We start from the raw sequence: 17168 nt of genomic DNA on the forward strand, positions 1-17168 counted from the left end.
GCCGCAGCGCGGTTTCTGGTTCGCACGGTTTTCTGTTCGTGCGGAACTGGGAGTTGGCCGAACTAGGAGCTGACGGCAGCAGCCGGGCTGGTGCTGTTCGCGGCCTTCCATTCCTCGATCCGGGCCTGCTGCAGCGGCGTCTGGCGGTTGAAGTACCAGGCGGCACCCAGGAGCAGGAACCACAGCGGGGCAACCACCAGGGCGAGGCGCGTGTCCTCGGCCTGGGCCAGGGCCACGAGCATGAACACGAAGAAGCCCAGCACCACGTACGGCATGAAGGCCGAGCCCGGCATCTTGAAGGCGGACGCCTCGTGCAGTTCCGGCCGGCGGCGGCGGAACACGATGTAGCTGATGAGGATCATCGACCAGACGAACATGGTCAGCACCGAAGCCACAGACGTGACGATGGTGAACGCGCCGATCACGGAGTCGCCCGCGTACAGCAGGACCAGGCCGGCCAGCAGGAAGATGCAGGAGAAGAGGAGCGCGTTCTGCGGAACCTTGCGGACGCTCAGCTTGCCGAAGGCCTTCGGTGCGTTGCCGTCCTGCGCGAGCCCGTAGACCATACGGGAGGTGGAGTAGATGCCGGAGTTGGCGCTGGAGGCGGCCGAGGTGAGGACCACAAGGTTGATCACGACGGCGGCGATGCCCAGGCCGGCGAGGGTGAACATGCCGATGAACGGGCTGCTCGCGGGATCGATGCTGCGCCACGGGTTGACGGCCATGATGACCACCAGGGCGCCCACGTAGAAGAGCAGGACGCGGACCGGGATGGAGTTGATGGCCCGGGGGAGGTTCTTTTCCGGATCCTTGGTTTCGGCGGCCGCCGTGCCCACGAGTTCGATGCCGGCGAAGGCGAAGATGGCGATCTGGAAGCCGAGGATGAAGCCGAACAGGCCGTGCGGGAACATGCCGCCGTCGTTCCACATGTTGGCCAGGTTGGCCACTGCGCCGCTGGGCGAGGTGAAGTTGGTGGCGATCATGACGATGCCGGTGGCGATCAGGGCGATGATGGCCACCACCTTGATGATGGCGAACCAGAATTCGGCCTCACCGAAGGCCTTGACGGTGGGCAGGTTCAGCAGGATCAGGACCACGGGCGTGATCAGGGCGGGAATCCAGAGGGGAGTGCCCGGTGCCAGCTTGTCCACGTAGCCGGCGATGGCCACGATGTCGGCCACGCCCGTCACCACCCAGAAGAACCAGTAGGACCAGCCCGTGAAGAAGCCCGCCCAGGGGCCGAGGATGTCGCCGGCGAAGTCGCTGAACGACTTGTAGTTCAGGTTGGAGAGCAGGATCTCGCCCATGGCGCGCATGACGAAGAACAGCATGAAGCCGATGATCATGTACACGAAGATGACGGACGGGCCGGCGAGGGAGATGGTCTTGCCGGAGCCCATGAACAGGCCGGTGCCGATGGCTCCGCCGATCGCCAGGAGCTGGATGTGGCGGTTGCCAAGCCCGCGGGTGAGGTGCGGTTCCCTGCTCTGGCCGGGGTCGGCATGCTCTGTGGACGGTGGAACGGAAATGCTGGTGGTGCGTTCAGACATCAAGTCTTCTTCCTTGTCACAGGTGCCGGCACATGCGGATAGGTGGCGTGCCGGCCGCGTCGTTCCGCAGCAGATGTGACGGAACTAACAGTTGGGATGGTGTTAAGACTAAGAGCGGCGGAAGGCGGCCGGTGCGCGCAGGTCGGCCGTGCCGCCTGAAGTGGAGCTGCGGGAACGCCCATCTGACGGGCGGGCTGGAGCGGCCGGAAAAGCGCGTTCCCCCAGCCCAGGCGGGAATCCGGCCGCGTCAGCGGAAAATTCGCAGTGACCACGAAACGCCGCAATAGTCTTCGACATATGTCCAGTTTGCCAGCCCCAAATGTCGTCTATTGTTGTCCGTGAGCTGCGTCACGCACTTTTCAGCGGGTTGGCCGTGCCGCAGAGTCCTCCGGCTGCCGCCCAAATGAGCTCAGCGGAAGCTGCTCCCGAAACCGGGACGGGCGTGCAAGGCCCGGATGGTAGACTGGTGGCACTTGATGTGCAGTGATGCCCGCTTTGCTCTGTAATTTGGAGGCGGGCTTTTTTCATGTGAGAGGCACATCCTGCGTCGATGAACGCTATTGGTCCCGGCGGCCGTTGCCTGAACACGGCAGCAGCCCGGTTGACCACCTGACTTTTCTTCGGCGACCCCCTGGGCCAACCGGCGTCGGGGGCCGATATCCGCTGGATACCGCCTGAAAGACCCTGATAAACCAATATGACTACTTTTGCTGCCCTCGGTACGCCCAAGGCACTCTCCGAAACCCTGGCCGCCCAGGGCATCGAATCCCCGTTCCCCATCCAGGTCAAGACGCTGCCCGACACCCTCGCCGGCCGCGATGTCCTGGGCCGTGGCCGCACCGGTTCCGGCAAGACCATCGCCTTCTCCATCCCCCTCGTGGCACGCCTCGCCGAGCGGGAAGCCGCCTACTTCCGCAAGCCCGGCCGCCCGCTGGGCCTGGTCCTGGCGCCCACCCGTGAACTGGCCACCCAGATCAACGCCACGATCGAGCCGCTGGCCAAGGCCATGGGCCTGAACACCACGGTGATCTACGGCGGCATCTCGCAGGCGCGCCAGGAAAAGGCGCTGCGAGCCGGCGTCGACATTGTCATTGCCTGCCCCGGCCGCCTGGAGGACCTGATCCGCCAGCGCATCCTGACGCTCGAGGCCGTCGAGGTGACGGTCCTGGACGAGGCAGACCACATGGCCGATCTCGGCTTCCTGCCCGTGGTCAAGAAGCTCATGGACATGACCCCGAGCCAGGGCCAGCGCCTGCTGTTCTCCGCCACCCTGGACAACGGCGTGGACAAGATCGTCCAGCGCTACCTGTCCAACCCGCTGACCCACTCCGTGGACGATCCGCAGGCGGCGGTGACCACCATGGAGCACCACGTGCTGGTGGTCAACGACCAGACCGTCAAGAAGCAGCTGATTGTTGAACTGGCTTCCGGCGCAGGCCGCCGCGTGCTGTTCATGCGCACCAAGCACCATGCTCGCAAGCTGGCCAAGACCCTGACCGACGCCGGGATCCCCGCCGTCGACCTGCACGGCAACCTGTCGCAGAACGCCCGCGACCGCAACCTTGCCGAGTTCTCCTCCGGTGACGTCCGCGTCCTGGTGGCCACCGACGTCGCCGCCCGCGGTGTGCACGTCGACGACGTCGAGCTGGTCATCCACGTCGCCCCGCCCACCGAGCACAAGGCTTACCTGCACCGCTCCGGCCGCACCGCCCGTGCCGGCTCCGAGGGCACCGTGGTGACGCTGACCCTGCCCGAGCAGCAGACGGACGTCAAGAAGCTGATGAAGGCTGCCGGCGTCGACGTCACTTTCGAGCGGGTCACCGCAAACTCACCGGTTGTGGCTGAGCTGGTGGGCGAGATCGCGGAGAAGGTGGATCCCCGGACCCGCGCCGCGTTGCTTGCTGCCAAGCTGCCGCAGCAGGGCGGCGGCAAGTCCACCGGCGCCAACGCCGAACGCAAGCGTGCACGCCGCCAGGCCTCACCCACGGCCGGCGGCCGGGGCGGGCGCGGCGGCCGTGGGCGGGTTTCCGCCGAGGCTCCGCGTACGGACTTGCCCCGCGCCGAGCGCCGTGCCGCGGCCTACGAGGGCCGCGCTGCTGCCCGTGACGCCGCAGAGCGCGTGATCGAGGAGCGGCAGGACCGCGCGGATGCAGAGCGCGCCGCACGCCGCAACTCCCGGGGCCGGGGCCGCCCCACCGCCTACGCGCACCACAACGACGTTCCGTCCGCCGGCGGCCGTGCCTCGGCCGGACGCGGTTCCGACGGCCGCACCGCCGAGGGCCGCGGTGCCGGACGCCCGGCAGGCACGGGCCGTCCCGCGTCAGGTGCCGGCCGCTCCGCAGCAGCCAGCGGAGGCCAGCGCAGCGGACGTCCGGCCACCGGCCAGCGCGCCGCGGGCGGCTCCAAGGCCGTCTGGTCCTCCACCACCGGCGGCACCTCGGGCGGCTCGTACGGTTCCTCCGCGGGCGGCAGCGGCGGCAGCGGCCGCTCCGGTGACGGACGTCCGGCCCGGAAGGCCCCGCGCCGCGCATCGGCTCCGGCCTCGAACGAGCGCCGCGGCCGCTAATCCCCAACCGCCCCCTAACCTCGCAAGCTCGGTCAGGGAACCCGGCGGTCGTGGCCCCACCCAACCGAACATCGAGTGCTCCAAAACTGCCGTTATGAACGCTCATAACGGCAGTTACGGAGCACTCGATGTGTTTTTAACGGGAATTCACCAGCCGCGGGCGCGCCACTCCTCAAGGTGCGGGCGTTCCGCGCCGAGGGTGGTCGGCTTGCCGTGGCCCGGGTGCACCACGGTGTCGTCCGGATAGACGTCGAAGATCCGCTCGGTGACATCCGTGATCAGCTGGTTGAACCGCTCCGGGTCCTTCTGCGTGTTGCCGACCCCGCCCGGGAACAGGGAGTCGCCGGAGAAGATGTGCGCCGGGCCCTCGGGGTCCTGGTAGACCAGCGCCACTGAACCGGGGGTGTGGCCGCGCAGATGGACGGCCGTGACGTCGAACCCGTCGAAATTGCCGACGTCGCCGTGGTCCAGCAGCACGTCCACCGGCACGGGAAGCTCCGGGGCATCATCGGTGCCGGCAGCCGTCTTGGCCCCGGTGGCTTCAACGAGGCCCGGCAGCGCGCGGACATGGTCCCAGTGCTGGTGCGTCGTGGCGATGAGTGCCAGCTTCGGCTCGCCCGAGGTGTCGCCGGCGGCATCCGCCAGCAGGCCCTGGATGGCCGGCAGGTCGTCCGCGGCGTCGATCAGCAGCTGTGCCCCGGACCCCCTGGCCGTCAGCAGATACACGTTGTTGTCCATCTCGCTGACCGAAATCCGGCGGATGGTGATGTCCCGAAGTGAATGAATGAGCGTGTCCATGGGCCCAGTCTAGGGAGCGGAACCAGACTAGGGAGCCGAATCAGCCCCGCGCCGGTCCCGGCCGGCCGGCAGCATCTTGAGCCCCGCCGCACATGCCACAATGCCCGCGATGAACAGCACCTTGAGGAGGTTGAAGGGTTCGACGCCGGTGGCCATCGCCCAGCCGACCGTCAGTGCCGCTCCGATCCCCACCCAGACGGCGTAGGCCGTGCCGAGCGGGATGTGCTTCACCGCCATGCCCAGGCCCTGCATGCTGAGCGCGGCCGTCACGATGAAAACCACCGTGGGCAGCGGGCGGGTCAAGCCGTCTGAGAGGCCCAGGGCCGTGGCCCATACGGCTTCCAGGATTGACGATGCGAGCAGGATGATCCACGCTGTGGCGGGCTTTGCGAGCATCACGCCACCGCCTTCAGGCCAACCACGCACGCGGCGATTTCCGCGAGCAGCAGCAGCCGCACCGCCGTCGGCCGTTCAACTCTGGCGGCGATCGCGTAAGCCGACGTCAGCACCACGCCCACGCCGACCCACACCGCGTAGGCGGTGCCGGTGGGAATGGACTGCATCGCGATGCCAAGACCCGCGGTGCTGGCCACCACGGCGACGAGGAAGAGGGCCCCGGCCGCGAGCCGGCGCCGGCCGGTCGACTGGGACGCCCGGTGCAGCGCTGCCGCCCACACCGCCTCAAGCGCGCCGGAAAGAATGAGGATGAACCACGACATGACAGATCCTTTGGCCAGTCTTGTCGCGCACCGGGTACTGAACCGTCGTCCGGAGGTCCGGAAGGGGGACCTTGGTTTTTACCATAGCAACGCCCGACGGCGGTGGCCACCGTTGGTGGCAAGAGTCACCGCCGGCGGGCGCCAGGGTTAGGGTGCCGCCGTCAACGTGCGCTGCGGTTCAAAATGTTCCGGTCAGAGCCTGCCTCCGGCTGCCTCCGGCGCCGCGGCGTCACGGCCGCCGTCGCCGATGGTTTCACGGGCAACGAAGTTTTCGATGTCGAAGGTGTTGTCCGCGCGTTCGGCGATGTTCAGGAGGGTGGTCATCGAGGCGACTTCCTCAACCTGCTCCTTGAGGAACCAGAGCATGAACTGCTCGCCGAGGGCGTCGTCCTCGGCCCTGGCCGCCCGGAAGAGGCTTTCGATGCTGCGGGTGACTTCCTTTTCCTGCTGCAGCGCGAGGGACAGCGGGTCGGTAACGGAGGTGAAGTCGTTGCGGACGGCGGGCACGCCCGGGATGCTGACGGAAACGCCGCGGTCCACCATGTACTGGACCATCATCATGGCGTGGTTGCGTTCCTCCACCGACTGCCGGTAGAAGTACTTGGCCAGTTGGGGGAGGTCCTGGTTGGCGAACCAGACCGCCACGGCAATGTACTGCTGGGAGGCCGCGAATTCGTTGCCTATCTGCAGCAGCAGGAGGTCACTGAATTTTGACTTGCTCATGGCCCCGAGTCTAGGTACCGGCGCGGGGTGTGGCTAGAGCCGTTAACTAGTCACCGGATCGATTGACACTACGGCCAGGAACCCGCGGCCCAGGATCTCCGGCGTCCGGGTGTTCGAACCCACCACCACGTCGTAGCGGTCGAGTGCGGTGGGAGTTTCCGCCGGATCAGCATCGCCGGGAGTGACGCTGGCCTGCCCCTGCAGCAGGATCCCCAACTGGCCCTTGAACACCGGATGGGCACGCTTCTTGGACAGCTCCACGATGGAGGTGTACGCCTTGAAGGTGCCCTCCCTGGTGATGACGTTGAGGTTGCGGATATCCCCGGTGGGCAGCGCAGAGAAGGATTCCGCGCCTCCAGGGAACCGGAAGGGGCGGTACTTTTCCAGCGGGTGCTCGGTTCCCTCCACTGAAAGCAACAGCAGTTCGCCTTCGATGACGGTCAGCAGGCGTTCCATTCCCGGGAAAGCGGAGTACGCCCCGGCCTTGGTGACGTCGGCAATGCTGACCCGCCAGTCCCATTCGCCCTCTTCGGGGGAGTGGCTGGCCAGTTCGCGGGTGACGCCGCCGCCGTTGCGCCAGGGCTGGGGTTTGATGTCGGCGAAGCGGATGATCTGCATCAGCCCAGCCTATCCGCGCGTTGCCCGCACACTCCCTCCCCGCGTAAAGTCGGCGACGGATCGCTGCGGTCAGGGGCGACGCTTTCAACAACAAGGAGCCGGTCAATGTTCGTCAAAGTCTGCGGCCTGAGCACGCCAGAAACAATCCGGGAGGCCGTGGAAGCCGGAGCGGACGCGGTCGGCTTTGTCCTGACGGCCAGTCCCCGGGTGGTTTCACCGCACCAGGTTACCCAGCTCGTAAAGTCCGTACCTGAGGGCGTCGCCGCGGTAGGCGTCTTCCGTGCGGAACCGGCCGCCGACGCGGTGACCATCGCCCGCGCGGCGGGGTTGAGCTGGATACAGCTTCATGGGGAACGCACCCCGGACGATGTGAAAACAGCGCACGACGCCGGCATGAAGGTCATCCGTGCCGTCACCATGGGTGACGCGCCGGACGCGTTTGCCGACTGGGGAGAGGAACTGCTGCTGATCGACGCTGCGGTTCCCGGTTCCGGTGAAGCCTGGGACTACGGTTCCGTACGCGAGAAAGGCCTGGAAGGACGGCAGTGGCTCCTGGCGGGCGGGCTTGACTCCGAGAACGTGTCCCAGGCCGCGCGCGATGCCGGGGCGTGGGGCGTGGACGTGTCATCCGGCGTCGAGCAAAGCAGGGGAGTGAAGGACCTGGCTAAGATCAGGGCGTTTGTGACGGCAGCCAAGGGCTGAAACTGCCCGTGACTCCTCGATGACAGTCCACGGCGCCCGGACGCCCGCCGCACCCCTCTATGCCGCCGGATTCGTGACGGCGTTCGGTGCCCACAGCATTGCCGCCGGCATGGGCGCGCAGAGTGGCAACATCGGACTGACCCTGCTCAACCTGGGAATCCTGCTGGCGGTCTACGACATCTCCGAAGTGTTCCTCAAGCCGGTCTTCGGGGCGCTGAGCGACCGGATCGGGGCCAAGCCGGTGATCGTTGGAGGACTCATCGGCTTCGCCGCACTGTCCCTGATCGGCCTGTGGGGCGCCAATCCGCTGATGCTGGGCATGGCCCGCCTTGGCCAGGGTGCCGCCGCCTCGGCTTTCTCCCCGGCGTCCTCGGCGATGGTGGCGCGGCTCTCGGCAGGGAAGAACGCCGGGACCTTCTTCGGCAGGTACGGATCCTGGAAGAGCCTCGGATACGTGATCGGCCCGCTGCTCGGTGCCGGGCTGATTGCCGCCGGCGGCTTCGCGCTGCTGTTCGGGGCGCTGTCAGCGCTTGCCGCGGCCACCGCCCTGTGGGTCCTTCTCGCCGTGCCGCACCTGCCGCCGCTTCCGCGCCAGCGGTACACCGTGCTGGACCTGGCACGCCAGGTGGCCGAGCGCAGGTTCCTGGTCCCCACCCTGGTGCTGGCCGCATCGATGGCGGCCATGGGGGCGGCCATCGGTTTCCTGCCGGCCCTTGCCGTGCAGCACGGCCTGGACCCGGTGGGCGCCACCGCCGCGGTGAGTGTACTGGCCGTCGCCTCCCTGCTGGTCCAGCCGCGCGTCGGGGCGATGCGCGACAGGCACGGCATCGGTGACGCCGGCGGGATGCGCACCGGTCTGCTCCTCACCGCCGCCGGAGTCGCCCTCGTGGCGGTGGCACCGGGTCCGGCCACTATCTTCATCGCGGCTGCGGTGATTGGCGCGGGCGTCGGCGCGGCCACGCCGCTGGGCTTTGCGCACCTGGCGGACAGCACGCCCAAGGAAAGGATGGGGCGGACCATGGGCTCGGCCGAGCTGGGACGCGAACTCGGCGACGCCGGCGGCCCGCTCGCGGTGGGAGCCGTCGCCACGGCCGCCTCGCTGCCGCTGGGCCTCGGGCTGCTCGCGCTCCTGGTCGCCGCGGCCGCGGTCCCGCGCCTCACCCCCATCGTCAAGGTGCCAGAGCCTGAAGGCTAAGCGGCTGGGGATTAAGGGTTAAATCAGGGCACATCCCGGGTCATGTCAGGCTCCCCGACCGGCAGAATGGACGGATGAAGACACTCCTGAACATCATCTGGCTGGTTTTCGGCGGTTTCTGGCTGGCGCTCGGTTACTTCGCCGCGGGCGTCGTCTGCTGCCTGCTCATCGTGACCATCCCGTGGGGGATTGCCTCCTTCCGGATCGCGTCCTACACCCTCTGGCCTTTTGGACGGATGGTGGTGGACAAGCCGGGCGGGAACGGGGTGTTCTCGCTGCTCGGCAACGTGATCTGGCTGCTGGTGGCCGGCATCTGGATCGCAGTGGGCCACGTGGTCACGGCGGTGGCCATGGCGCTCACCGTCATCGGCATCCCGCTTGCCATTGCCAACCTGAAGCTGATCCCGGTTTCCCTGATGCCGCTCGGCAAGCAGATTGTCCCCACCGACAGGCCGTTCATCACCGCCTACCGCTGACCGGCGCTGCACGCGGCCAGCTCGTCAGGCCAGTTCGCCCTGCAGATTCCGCCGTGCGGCTTCCTGCCACAGCTGCCGGGCCCGCTCGGTGTGGAAGAGCGGGTCCAGTGCCAGCAACTGGCGGACGACGGCGGCCCGTCCGGCCGCGAAATCGGCGTCGCCGATGTGCGCATAATCTTTCCGGACGGCCGCCACATACCGGGCGTAGGGCTCCGGTTCCCCGCCCAGAACCGACAGGTCGGCGTCGCAGAGGAGGGCGCCGTCGTCGTCCCCTTCTTCCGGCCGGTGATCGGAGGTGAGCCGGACCAGCCGGGCCACTTCCTCGACCTCCGCGTCCGGGAGGCCGGTCTGGCTGAGCCGCATTTCGGCGAGCCGGGCGGATTCCTCCTCGTCCTGGCCCGCGGTTCCCCGGTAGACGGCGTCGTGGAACCAGGCCGCCAGCACCACTGGGCGCGGCGGCCTGGCGGGTTCGGTGAGCAGGTCCAGTGCCTCCAGCACCGCGAGCAGGTGCGTGCAGCCGTGGTATTTGCGGTGGCTCTCGCTCCAGCGGTCCAGCAGGTCCAGGAACAGGGCGTCGTGGCCCGGCATCACCGTATTCCAGCGGTTGAAGAGCGGAGTCTTGAGGGACTTTGTGCGGCTGCGCGCCGGAATCCGCAGCCCGCTGGCGATGAGTTTCCGGACCAGGACGCGGGCCTCCACCGGAATGGCACCGGCGGCAACCAGATCGTCATAGCGGCGCTGCGGGACGTCGTAGTGGTCGCCGTCGAAGGCCCGCTCCGGGATGCCAGCCGCGGCGGCGAACGCGTGCAGCTCCGCCAGGGAGGTGTCCGAAATCAGGTGCGAAAACAGTGTTTCGTGGGCAGGCCACAGCGGCGGATCGAGGTAGATGGCCATGGGGAGAGTCTAGTGCGCGCCGGCACAGCACGGCGTAGCAGCACGGCGCAGCCCTGCCGTGCTGCCTACGGCACGGCAGGCGTACTACCGGCCACCGCCTGCCGTGCCGTAAGACCGGATTCAGCTGTGACGAAGGAGCGAAACAACGTCAAAGCAGCTGGGTGAGCCTGGTCGCAATGGAAACACACACTATGGCAAGGAGGGCCGCTGCGGTGTACACCGCAACCTTCGGCACGCGGACATCCGGTCGAGCTATGCGCATGGCATCGCACGTCACCACTGCTACGACGGTGGCAACACCGGTCAGAAAGACGATCATGACGCACCTGCCGTCGAAGCCTGGGTCCTCCTGGCGCCAAGGACCAGAAGGAGGAGCGTGATCAGGGACAGCACGAGCACGGCCACGGGCGGGGACCACACCCGGGCAAAGACCATGGTTGTGGACACGATCGTGGAGAGGGCCAGGCTTGCTGCCACGGCGATGGAGACGGCCAGCGGAAGGGTGCCGTGCCCGCCCGAGCGGTGTGCGCCGGCACCGTCCGCGTCGTCTGCGTCTACGGCGCCGAGCCGGAGGCAGAGAACCAGGGCTGTTCCGGGCCCGGCGAGCATCAGGAGGCCGATGACCACCATCCGCAGTCCCTCCGGACCGAAATATGACAGCGGCACCGCTGCGACGGCAATGGCCGCCGCAGCCCATGCGATGTATCTGCGATCAATTGACATTGCCTACTCCTTGGATATGGAAGACCACGCCGCCGGCATTCTCAAACAGTTTCGACCAGTGCGGCAAACTGCCACAGGTGGCGATGAAGCGGTCAAGATCCCCCGGTGGCGTTGTTTCGAGAAGGTCCGAGGCCAGTTTCTGGCTTGTGGTGACGATCAGATAGGCGCCGGACTTCTCGGCGATCTTGTCGGGCACGTCGCAACTCAGCGGCTGCGGGTCGGGCATGGGCTCGGACGGCAGCAGGGCACGGTAGTCGTAATCGGCGTACTTCCGGAACTGCCAGGGCGTGTTGCCGACCGCCTCGATGAGGATTGAGCCGTTCGGTGCTGTCGCGTAGAGCTGATTGACCAGTGCGATTTCATCGGTCGTGAACTTTTCCATGCTGGTGTTGCCGTAGCGGCTGACCACGGTGGCGGACGCCAGAACGGATCCCACCGCCAGCAGCGCCAGCGCGCGCTTCCAGCCGGGGGCGCCGCGATGATCGGGCAGGAATGTCAGCACTGCCAGGCAGGCGGCGAACGGCAGGCTGAACAGGTAGAGGCGCATCAGCAGCTCGCCCCCGTATGGCTGGCCCGGGATCAGAAGCAGCGGGGCCAGGGCGCCGAGTGCGGCGGTAAGCCAGGCGGTGCGCCTCCGATGAGCCAGGAATGCCCCCAGGGCGGCGAGAAGCCATACCAGTGCCACTTCGGCCATTCGGATGGCGACGACCAGCACGTGCGGAGGGCTGCCGGCCACCCGCTCGGAAAGCGCGCCGAGGGTATGCGCCTCGATGTCGCCGAAGGATCCGAACAGGTGGGTCAGGTGGCCATCGGTGAAATCGCTTGCCACGAACACCAGCCACCCGACGGGCAGCACCAGGGCGAGGATCGGTAACGATGGCATCCGGAGCCGCCCGCTCAGGAGGAACAGGGCCAGAATCGGGATGGCGGCGAACGGCGTGAGCTGGTGGGACGCCGTCGTGGCCACGAGAAGTCCTACGCTGACCACGAGCAGGATGACCGCGTCCCGCGGCTGCGGGCTCGACATGCCCTGGTGGGGCACAGTGGGATCAAGACGGGTGGCGGTCCGGGCCAGGAACCGGGTCAGCGGGTTGCTGCCTGTCGGCCAGGCCCAGCCGCTGAAGGCGCTCAGCAGGCATGCCAGCAGGGTGACCAGGAGCAGGAAGCCGTACGCCTGGGGCGCGAGGTAGTCCTGCCCCACCCAGCTGGTCAGGTAGAAGAGCCAGACGGCCGCCCACGCCTGCCGCGGCTGCGACGTCAGCCTCCGGGCCAGCGCCAGAAGCGGTGCCAGCAGCAGCAGATTCGTTGCCAGCGGCGCCCAGGTGGCGAGGCCCATCAGGTCACCGACACCGGTGGCGCCGGACAGCAGGACCAGCAGGTTGAAGAACCCGGGCCAGTTGAAGTAGGCGTCGATGGTGGTGTCCAGCTGACCGGACTGCGAGATGTAGTCGGCTATGCCAAGGTGCCGGTAGCTGGCCTGCAGCCGGGGCAGGCCGTGGATGATCGGATCGGCGGCATGCAGGATCACCACCAGCACCAGTACCTGGGTGGCCAGCAGCGCGGGCGTGTGCCGGCGCAGATTGAGAGTGGCGACGAACGCGGTCAGGCTCAGGAGGATGGCAATGAAAAAGGCCGGGGGCACCGCTTCCACGAGCCCGGTCCCGCCGATCCGCGCGGGATCGACGGCGAGCAGGCTCCAGATCCCAAGGACAAGGGCTGCTGCCGCCATCGCGGCCAGGGTGATCAGCTTCCAAGGCGGCGTAGGGCCGTGATGTACGACGGCGGGGGGTTCCGTCCCGCCGTGCCTGGCACCGCTGTGCTTGGGCTCGGCGTGTTCGCCGTGCCTGGGCTCGGCGTGCCGGTGCGGGGTATGTGACGGCGGCGCCGACGCCGTGGACGTAGGTTCTGGTGTCATGGCTTCTCGATTCCGGTCGGCTGGTGAAGGGGCAGTGCAACCTGGACTACGTGGGCGGTGGGCCTGGCGGAGGTCAGCATCCTGAGGCGCCAGACGGCCATCAGGGCAGCAGTGGCCTGCGCGGCGGAGCAGAGAACGGAGACGCCGGTGAGGCCGAACTGTTGGGCGGTGAAGGCGGCCGGGGCGACGATGAGGACAGCGGCGGACACCGCCACTGCCGTAGCTTCGGCGATGCGGCCCTCGGCCCGGCACAGGCCGAAGTAGATCTGGGTGACGCAACTCAGCAGCAGAGCCGGCACCAGGATGGGGAGCAGGATCGCTGCCGCGGCGTACTCCGGTCCAAGGACACGAAGAAGGAACGGGCCGACGGCCAGCAGCAGCACTCCGGTTACCAGCGTGAGGCCGAGGCTGGCCTTGAGCGCCGTGGAGATAAGCCCCGACCGGGACCTGCCGCTGGCCAGTGCGGTCTGCAGGGAGAGCCCTGCCGACTGCGGTACAAAGAACACTGCGGAGGCCATCATCCACACCATGTACCAGGAAGCCGTTGCGGCATGGCCGAGGACGGCGGCGACGATCAGCGGAAGGAGGTAGCCGGGGGCATGGTCGGCGAGCATCAGCGCATGGTTGGGCAGGCCCGGCTTCAGCAGCCGCAGGGCCGGACCGGGTCTGAGCCCGTGTTTCCAGTCCGGCGCCACCCCGGCACGCCTGAGCTGGCGCAGGCCGAGGATCACGCTGGCTGCGGCGCCGGCGCCAACTGCTCCGACCACCACGGCTACTTCCCGGATTCCGGTGGCCAGCGCAAAACCCAGTACTGCCAGCTGCACCACGCTCTGGGCAAGGCTCCTGACGAGAGCGCGGTCGGCACGTTCCTGTGCCACGCCCACATGATCCAGCTGGTACGCGAATGCGGCGAACAAGGCAGTCGTGGCGAACAACGGCGTCATGAGCGGATCATGCCAGGCCAGCCCCAGGCCGGACCCCAGCACATAGGTCACGCCAATGATGGCGCCGGCCAGAACAAGTGTGGAAACCCCGACGCTGAGAAAACTGCCGGCAATCAGCCGCCGGCCGCCGTCGGACTGTTCGGGAAGCAGGGTCAGGGTGGCCTGCCCTACTCCCAGCATTCCCAGCTGCACCGTCAGGTGCGCCGCAGCCGCAACGGCGGAACCCATGCCCAGCTGCTCGGGTGGCAACATGAGGGCTGCCACTGCCCAAAACAGGAACCCGATGGCCATCGGTGCCACCCGCGCCGCGGTCAGCCAGGCCGCGTTCCCGCCCACGGAGAGACCGGTGCCGGGCGGGCGCAGGAGTTCCCCGAACATCGATCTGTAGTTGTACACGAGGAAGCAGACCCAGTAGGCGAGGAAACGGGGTGCCTGCAGCAGCGACAAGCCGACGCCCCGGATCGTGGCCAGCAGCGGCAACACCAACAGCCAGCCGGCGCGGCCGGGGTGCTTGCGGATGGTGCGTGCGAGCCCGGCTCCGTCCTGGAGCCACTGGTCACGCGCGGTGTCGAAGGAGTCCGTGAACCGGTGCCGCACAGCTGTGGTGCTGGAAACGCCGAGCCGGTAGCCGGCATCTTCAAGCCGGATCCTGAGCTCGATGTCCTCGCCGGAGCGGAAGGCGTCGTCGAATGGCACGGACAGCAGCACGTTCTTCCGCATGAGCGTGGCGGAGACGCCGAACCACGAGCGGACCCGGCTGTGGATGTGGTGCCAGGCCAGGGCAGCGCCCCAGTACCCGGGCCCATCTGCCTCGCTCACCAGGCCGAACTGCAGGCCGTCGTAGCCGCAGGCCTTGAACTCGTCCAGAAGCCCGGCCAGGGCACCAGGGGGAAGAATGACATCGGCGTCGATCAGCGCAACCAGGTCAGAGCGTGCGCTCTGGACGCCGAGCATCCGTGCTGCCGGAAGCCCGCGGCCCCCGTCAGAGATGACCCGGGCGTCCATGGACTGCGCGATCTCCACCGTATCGTCCGTGGAACAGCCGTCCACCACGATGATCTCCCGCGGATTTTGGGCGCGGATCGATTCCAGGCAATCGCCGATCCAGTGGGCCGCATTGCGCGCGGGAACCACAACGGACACCTCGAGGTTGCTGACGTGGGCACCGCCCATGTCACTCCTCCAGTTTGGAGCCGATCAGGCCCGCAACGTAGTCAGACGTCCGGTCGGCGGACCACGCGGCGGGGATCCTGAGAAGGGAGCACGGCACGCCCTCCAGGGCCCGGCGCACCACGGCTGCCTTCTGGCTGAAGAATTCGTCCAGCGGAACCAGGCCGGTTGCGCCGAGGGCCTCGATCAGCCGCCGCGAGACTACCGGGAGCTCCGAATGGAAGTTTCCGACGATGCGGGAGGTCATCCATTCACGGCTGCGCGTCTCCAGCCGGGCTTCGGATCCGTCGTAGCGTTCCAGGAAGATTGCCAGCCGGGTAGGCGCCGCCGGCGAGATGCCGGCCTGCCCGAAGACGAGTTCCGGATGGACCATCCGGTGTTCGGGGGACCAGCGGCGCGTGAAGGCGGCTGTCTTCGGATAGCGGACGATCACCGGATGGACGGCCGTCGCGAGGTGGGCCACCGTATTCGTGAGCCAGCCCGGGGCGAGGGGTTTGCGGGCACCGCTGAACACCTCGGGGTAGATCCTGCGGTGGTGCGGCTTGAGGAACATCGGCTTCGCATAGCCCAGGAGCATGCCGTCGGCGTCAAGGAACGCCCAGTCATCTGCCATGAACCGCACGCCGGGCATGGCCACAAGTTTGGCAACCGTGCTGGTCTTGCCTACGCCGCCCCACGCGGGAAGGAGGACTCCCGAGCCACGGAAATCCACCACCGCCGCGTGGATCATGGCGGCGTTCTGCGTGATGCAGAGCCGGTCCAGCAGGGGGATGACGGCCGTCAGCAGCTCGCCGCGGCCCCGGACAGAGTAGCCGTCACCGGTTTCCTGCACCTGGACGCGGTCCGCCGGAATGTAGAGCGATTCCGCTGTGAAGCGGTAGGCATCCTCTGCGTGCGACTGTTCGGCCACGTCGGCCGCTTCGGCGCTGACGTGCAGCCGGAGCGGCGCACGGGACGGTCCCAGGAACGGAGCGAGCATGTCCCGCAGCTGTGCTTCGCCGGGTGTTTCGGCGGCCACATCGATGCCAACGAGGCCATGGACATCAAAGCTGGCGCCGGTGGACGGGATCGCGTCCCTCAGCATGTCTTTCTCTGACTGGCTCATGCCCGGTGGCCTCCGGAGGTCTCGGCGGCCCTGGCCGTAGAGGCAGGTGTGTAGTGCGGGTATATCCGGATCATTTGACTTCCCTCCAGCTGGCGTGTGGCTCGTGCGGCGCGAGTTCAGCGTCCGCCGGAACAAGGGGCAGGCGGCGTCCCCGGATGTACCCGCAGGTGGTGACGGCCAGCACGGCGACCGTGGCCATGGCACGGCGGAAACCCGCGGGGTCCGTTCCCCGGATCCTGCCTGCTATGCCCGAGGCCACGGCACGCGGCAGCACACCGCGGACGTACCGGCGCTCGGGGCCAAGGGCACGCTTGTGGCCGACGATCTTGCTGACCAGTGCTTTGGATATCCCCTCAGACCAGCCACGCCGCAGCATGTAGCTCAGCGTGCCCCGCTGGGCGGGAACGTAATGGTTCACCAGGGCCGCCGGTTCGTACACCACGCGGCCGCCCGGCGAACCAATGACCGCCCGGATGCAGATCTCCGTTTCCTCGCAGCCCAGGGGCAGCGAGTTCTGGCGACCAAGGGCAGTGTTGAAGCCACCCACGACCTGCAGGACCTGGGACCGGAAGGACATGTTGGCACCGATGACGTTGCGCACCTCGGCCGCCACCTTGGGCATGCCGCGGTGCGTGCAGCCGACAATCCAGTCCAGCTCCTGGCCGAAATAATCCGGCCGGCCGGTTTCCCAGTCCGGCACCACGCGGCCGCCCACGGCGAGCACGTCGGGGTCGTCGTACAGGGACCCCAGCCGCTCCAGCCAGTCAGGGGCAGCCACTGCATCGTCATCGAGAAAGGCAACCACACCGGCCGTCGCCGCAGCGGCGCCTGTGTTCCGTGCTCCGGAGAGGCCCTTGGGCCCGGTGTTCTCCAGGATCACCACGTCGTCGACGTTGAAGATGAGCCGCTTGTAGAGGTCCACGTTGTAGTCCACCACCACAATGGTCTGCTGGGGCGGCAGCGTCTGGGCGCGGACGGATTCGACGGCGGCCATCAGCCTGTCCCAGCGGTCTTCCGTGTAGGAGCAGATCACAACCGAAATTGCCGGAAGCCCTTCAGAATGGTTCACC

At 67.6% G+C, this 17168-nt stretch carries 17 protein-coding genes and 1 riboswitch; of the genes, 4 read left to right on the forward strand and 13 right to left on the reverse strand.

Annotated features, from left to right (window positions below):
- Positions 1 to 62: 62 nt before the first annotated feature.
- Positions 63 to 1550 carry a D-serine/D-alanine/glycine transporter gene (gene cycA / locus BWQ92_RS12175; RefSeq protein WP_076799825.1) on the reverse strand — a complete coding sequence of 496 codons (1488 nt, stop codon included), beginning with the start codon at positions 1548 to 1550 and terminating at the stop codon, positions 63 to 65.
- Between the two features lie 697 nt (positions 1551 to 2247).
- Here cycA and BWQ92_RS12180 point away from each other — a divergent pair.
- Entirely contained in the window at positions 2248 to 4116 is a 1869-nt protein-coding gene (locus BWQ92_RS12180; protein ID WP_076799827.1) for a DEAD/DEAH box helicase, read from the forward strand.
- A gap of 147 nt (positions 4117 to 4263) precedes the next feature.
- On the opposite strand, the gene BWQ92_RS12185 is transcribed toward BWQ92_RS12180, so the two are convergent.
- From BWQ92_RS12185 to BWQ92_RS12205, 5 genes are all read right to left on the reverse strand, one after another.
- A complete protein-coding gene (locus tag BWQ92_RS12185) occupies positions 4264 to 4914 on the reverse strand; it encodes an MBL fold metallo-hydrolase (protein WP_076799829.1) in 651 nt (216 codons plus the stop codon).
- A 27-nt stretch (positions 4915 to 4941) separates the two neighbouring features.
- Positions 4942 to 5310 (reverse strand): DMT family transporter, encoded by a 369-nt coding sequence (locus tag BWQ92_RS12190; protein ID WP_076799830.1) that lies wholly within the window; start codon positions 5308 to 5310, stop codon positions 4942 to 4944.
- Entirely contained in the window at positions 5310 to 5633 is a 324-nt protein-coding gene (locus BWQ92_RS12195; RefSeq protein ID WP_076799832.1) for a DMT family transporter, read from the reverse strand. The genes BWQ92_RS12190 and BWQ92_RS12195 overlap by 1 nt, the downstream gene beginning before the upstream one ends.
- A 9-nt stretch (positions 5634 to 5642) precedes the next feature.
- A riboswitch (guanidine-III (ykkC-III) riboswitch) is annotated at positions 5643 to 5708 on the reverse strand.
- Between the two features lie 117 nt (positions 5709 to 5825).
- Positions 5826 to 6356 (reverse strand): ferritin, encoded by a 531-nt coding sequence (locus BWQ92_RS12200; RefSeq protein WP_076799833.1) that lies wholly within the window; start codon positions 6354 to 6356, stop codon positions 5826 to 5828.
- Positions 6357 to 6398: 42 nt separating this feature from the next.
- On the reverse strand, positions 6399 to 6974 hold the full coding sequence (locus tag BWQ92_RS12205) for a HutD/Ves family protein (RefSeq protein WP_076799835.1): 576 nt from the start codon (positions 6972 to 6974) through the stop codon (positions 6399 to 6401).
- Between the two features lie 105 nt (positions 6975 to 7079).
- Between BWQ92_RS12205 and BWQ92_RS12210 the strand changes: the two genes are divergently transcribed.
- The 3 genes from BWQ92_RS12210 (at position 7080) to BWQ92_RS12220 (ending at position 9347) form a co-directional block, all read left to right on the forward strand.
- Positions 7080 to 7676 (forward strand): phosphoribosylanthranilate isomerase, encoded by a 597-nt coding sequence (locus BWQ92_RS12210; RefSeq protein ID WP_076799837.1) that lies wholly within the window; start codon positions 7080 to 7082, stop codon positions 7674 to 7676.
- A gap of 19 nt (positions 7677 to 7695) precedes the next feature.
- Complete coding sequence (locus tag BWQ92_RS12215; RefSeq protein WP_076799839.1) at positions 7696 to 8871, forward strand: MFS transporter; 1176 nt, start codon at positions 7696 to 7698, stop codon at positions 8869 to 8871.
- 74 nt (positions 8872 to 8945) lie between these two features.
- Positions 8946 to 9347, forward strand: a complete 402-nt coding sequence (locus BWQ92_RS12220; protein ID WP_076799840.1) for a YccF domain-containing protein — start codon at positions 8946 to 8948, stop codon at positions 9345 to 9347.
- Between the two features lie 24 nt (positions 9348 to 9371).
- Here BWQ92_RS12220 and BWQ92_RS12225 read toward each other — a convergent pair whose 3' ends face one another.
- From BWQ92_RS12225 to BWQ92_RS12250, 7 genes are all read right to left on the reverse strand, one after another.
- On the reverse strand, positions 9372 to 10241 hold the full coding sequence (locus tag BWQ92_RS12225; RefSeq protein WP_076799842.1) for a DUF4031 domain-containing protein: 870 nt from the start codon (positions 10239 to 10241) through the stop codon (positions 9372 to 9374).
- Between the two features lie 148 nt (positions 10242 to 10389).
- On the reverse strand, positions 10390 to 10560 hold the full coding sequence (locus BWQ92_RS23545) for a hypothetical protein (protein ID WP_157365144.1): 171 nt from the start codon (positions 10558 to 10560) through the stop codon (positions 10390 to 10392).
- Positions 10557 to 10964 (reverse strand): hypothetical protein, encoded by a 408-nt coding sequence (locus BWQ92_RS12230; protein WP_076799844.1) that lies wholly within the window; start codon positions 10962 to 10964, stop codon positions 10557 to 10559. Before BWQ92_RS12230 ends, BWQ92_RS23545 begins: the two co-directional genes overlap by 4 nt.
- Positions 10954 to 12879 carry a hypothetical protein gene (locus BWQ92_RS12235; RefSeq protein ID WP_236782936.1) on the reverse strand — a complete coding sequence of 642 codons (1926 nt, stop codon included), beginning with the start codon at positions 12877 to 12879 and terminating at the stop codon, positions 10954 to 10956. The genes BWQ92_RS12230 and BWQ92_RS12235 overlap by 11 nt, the downstream gene beginning before the upstream one ends.
- Entirely contained in the window at positions 12876 to 14996 is a 2121-nt protein-coding gene (locus BWQ92_RS12240) for a glycosyltransferase (protein ID WP_076799845.1), read from the reverse strand. Before BWQ92_RS12240 ends, BWQ92_RS12235 begins: the two co-directional genes overlap by 4 nt.
- 1 nt (position 14997) lies before the next feature.
- The gene (locus tag BWQ92_RS12245) at positions 14998 to 16098 is read right to left on the reverse strand and encodes a hypothetical protein (protein ID WP_076799847.1); all 1101 of its coding nucleotides are present in this window, start codon (positions 16096 to 16098) and stop codon (positions 14998 to 15000) included.
- Between the two features lie 70 nt (positions 16099 to 16168).
- Complete coding sequence (locus BWQ92_RS12250) at positions 16169 to 17167, reverse strand: glycosyltransferase (RefSeq protein WP_076799848.1); 999 nt, start codon at positions 17165 to 17167, stop codon at positions 16169 to 16171.
- Position 17168 lies beyond the last annotated feature (1 nt).

It is taken from the genome of Arthrobacter sp. QXT-31 (assembly GCF_001969265.1).
In the GTDB taxonomy this organism is placed as follows: Bacteria; Actinomycetota; Actinomycetes; order Actinomycetales; family Micrococcaceae; genus Arthrobacter.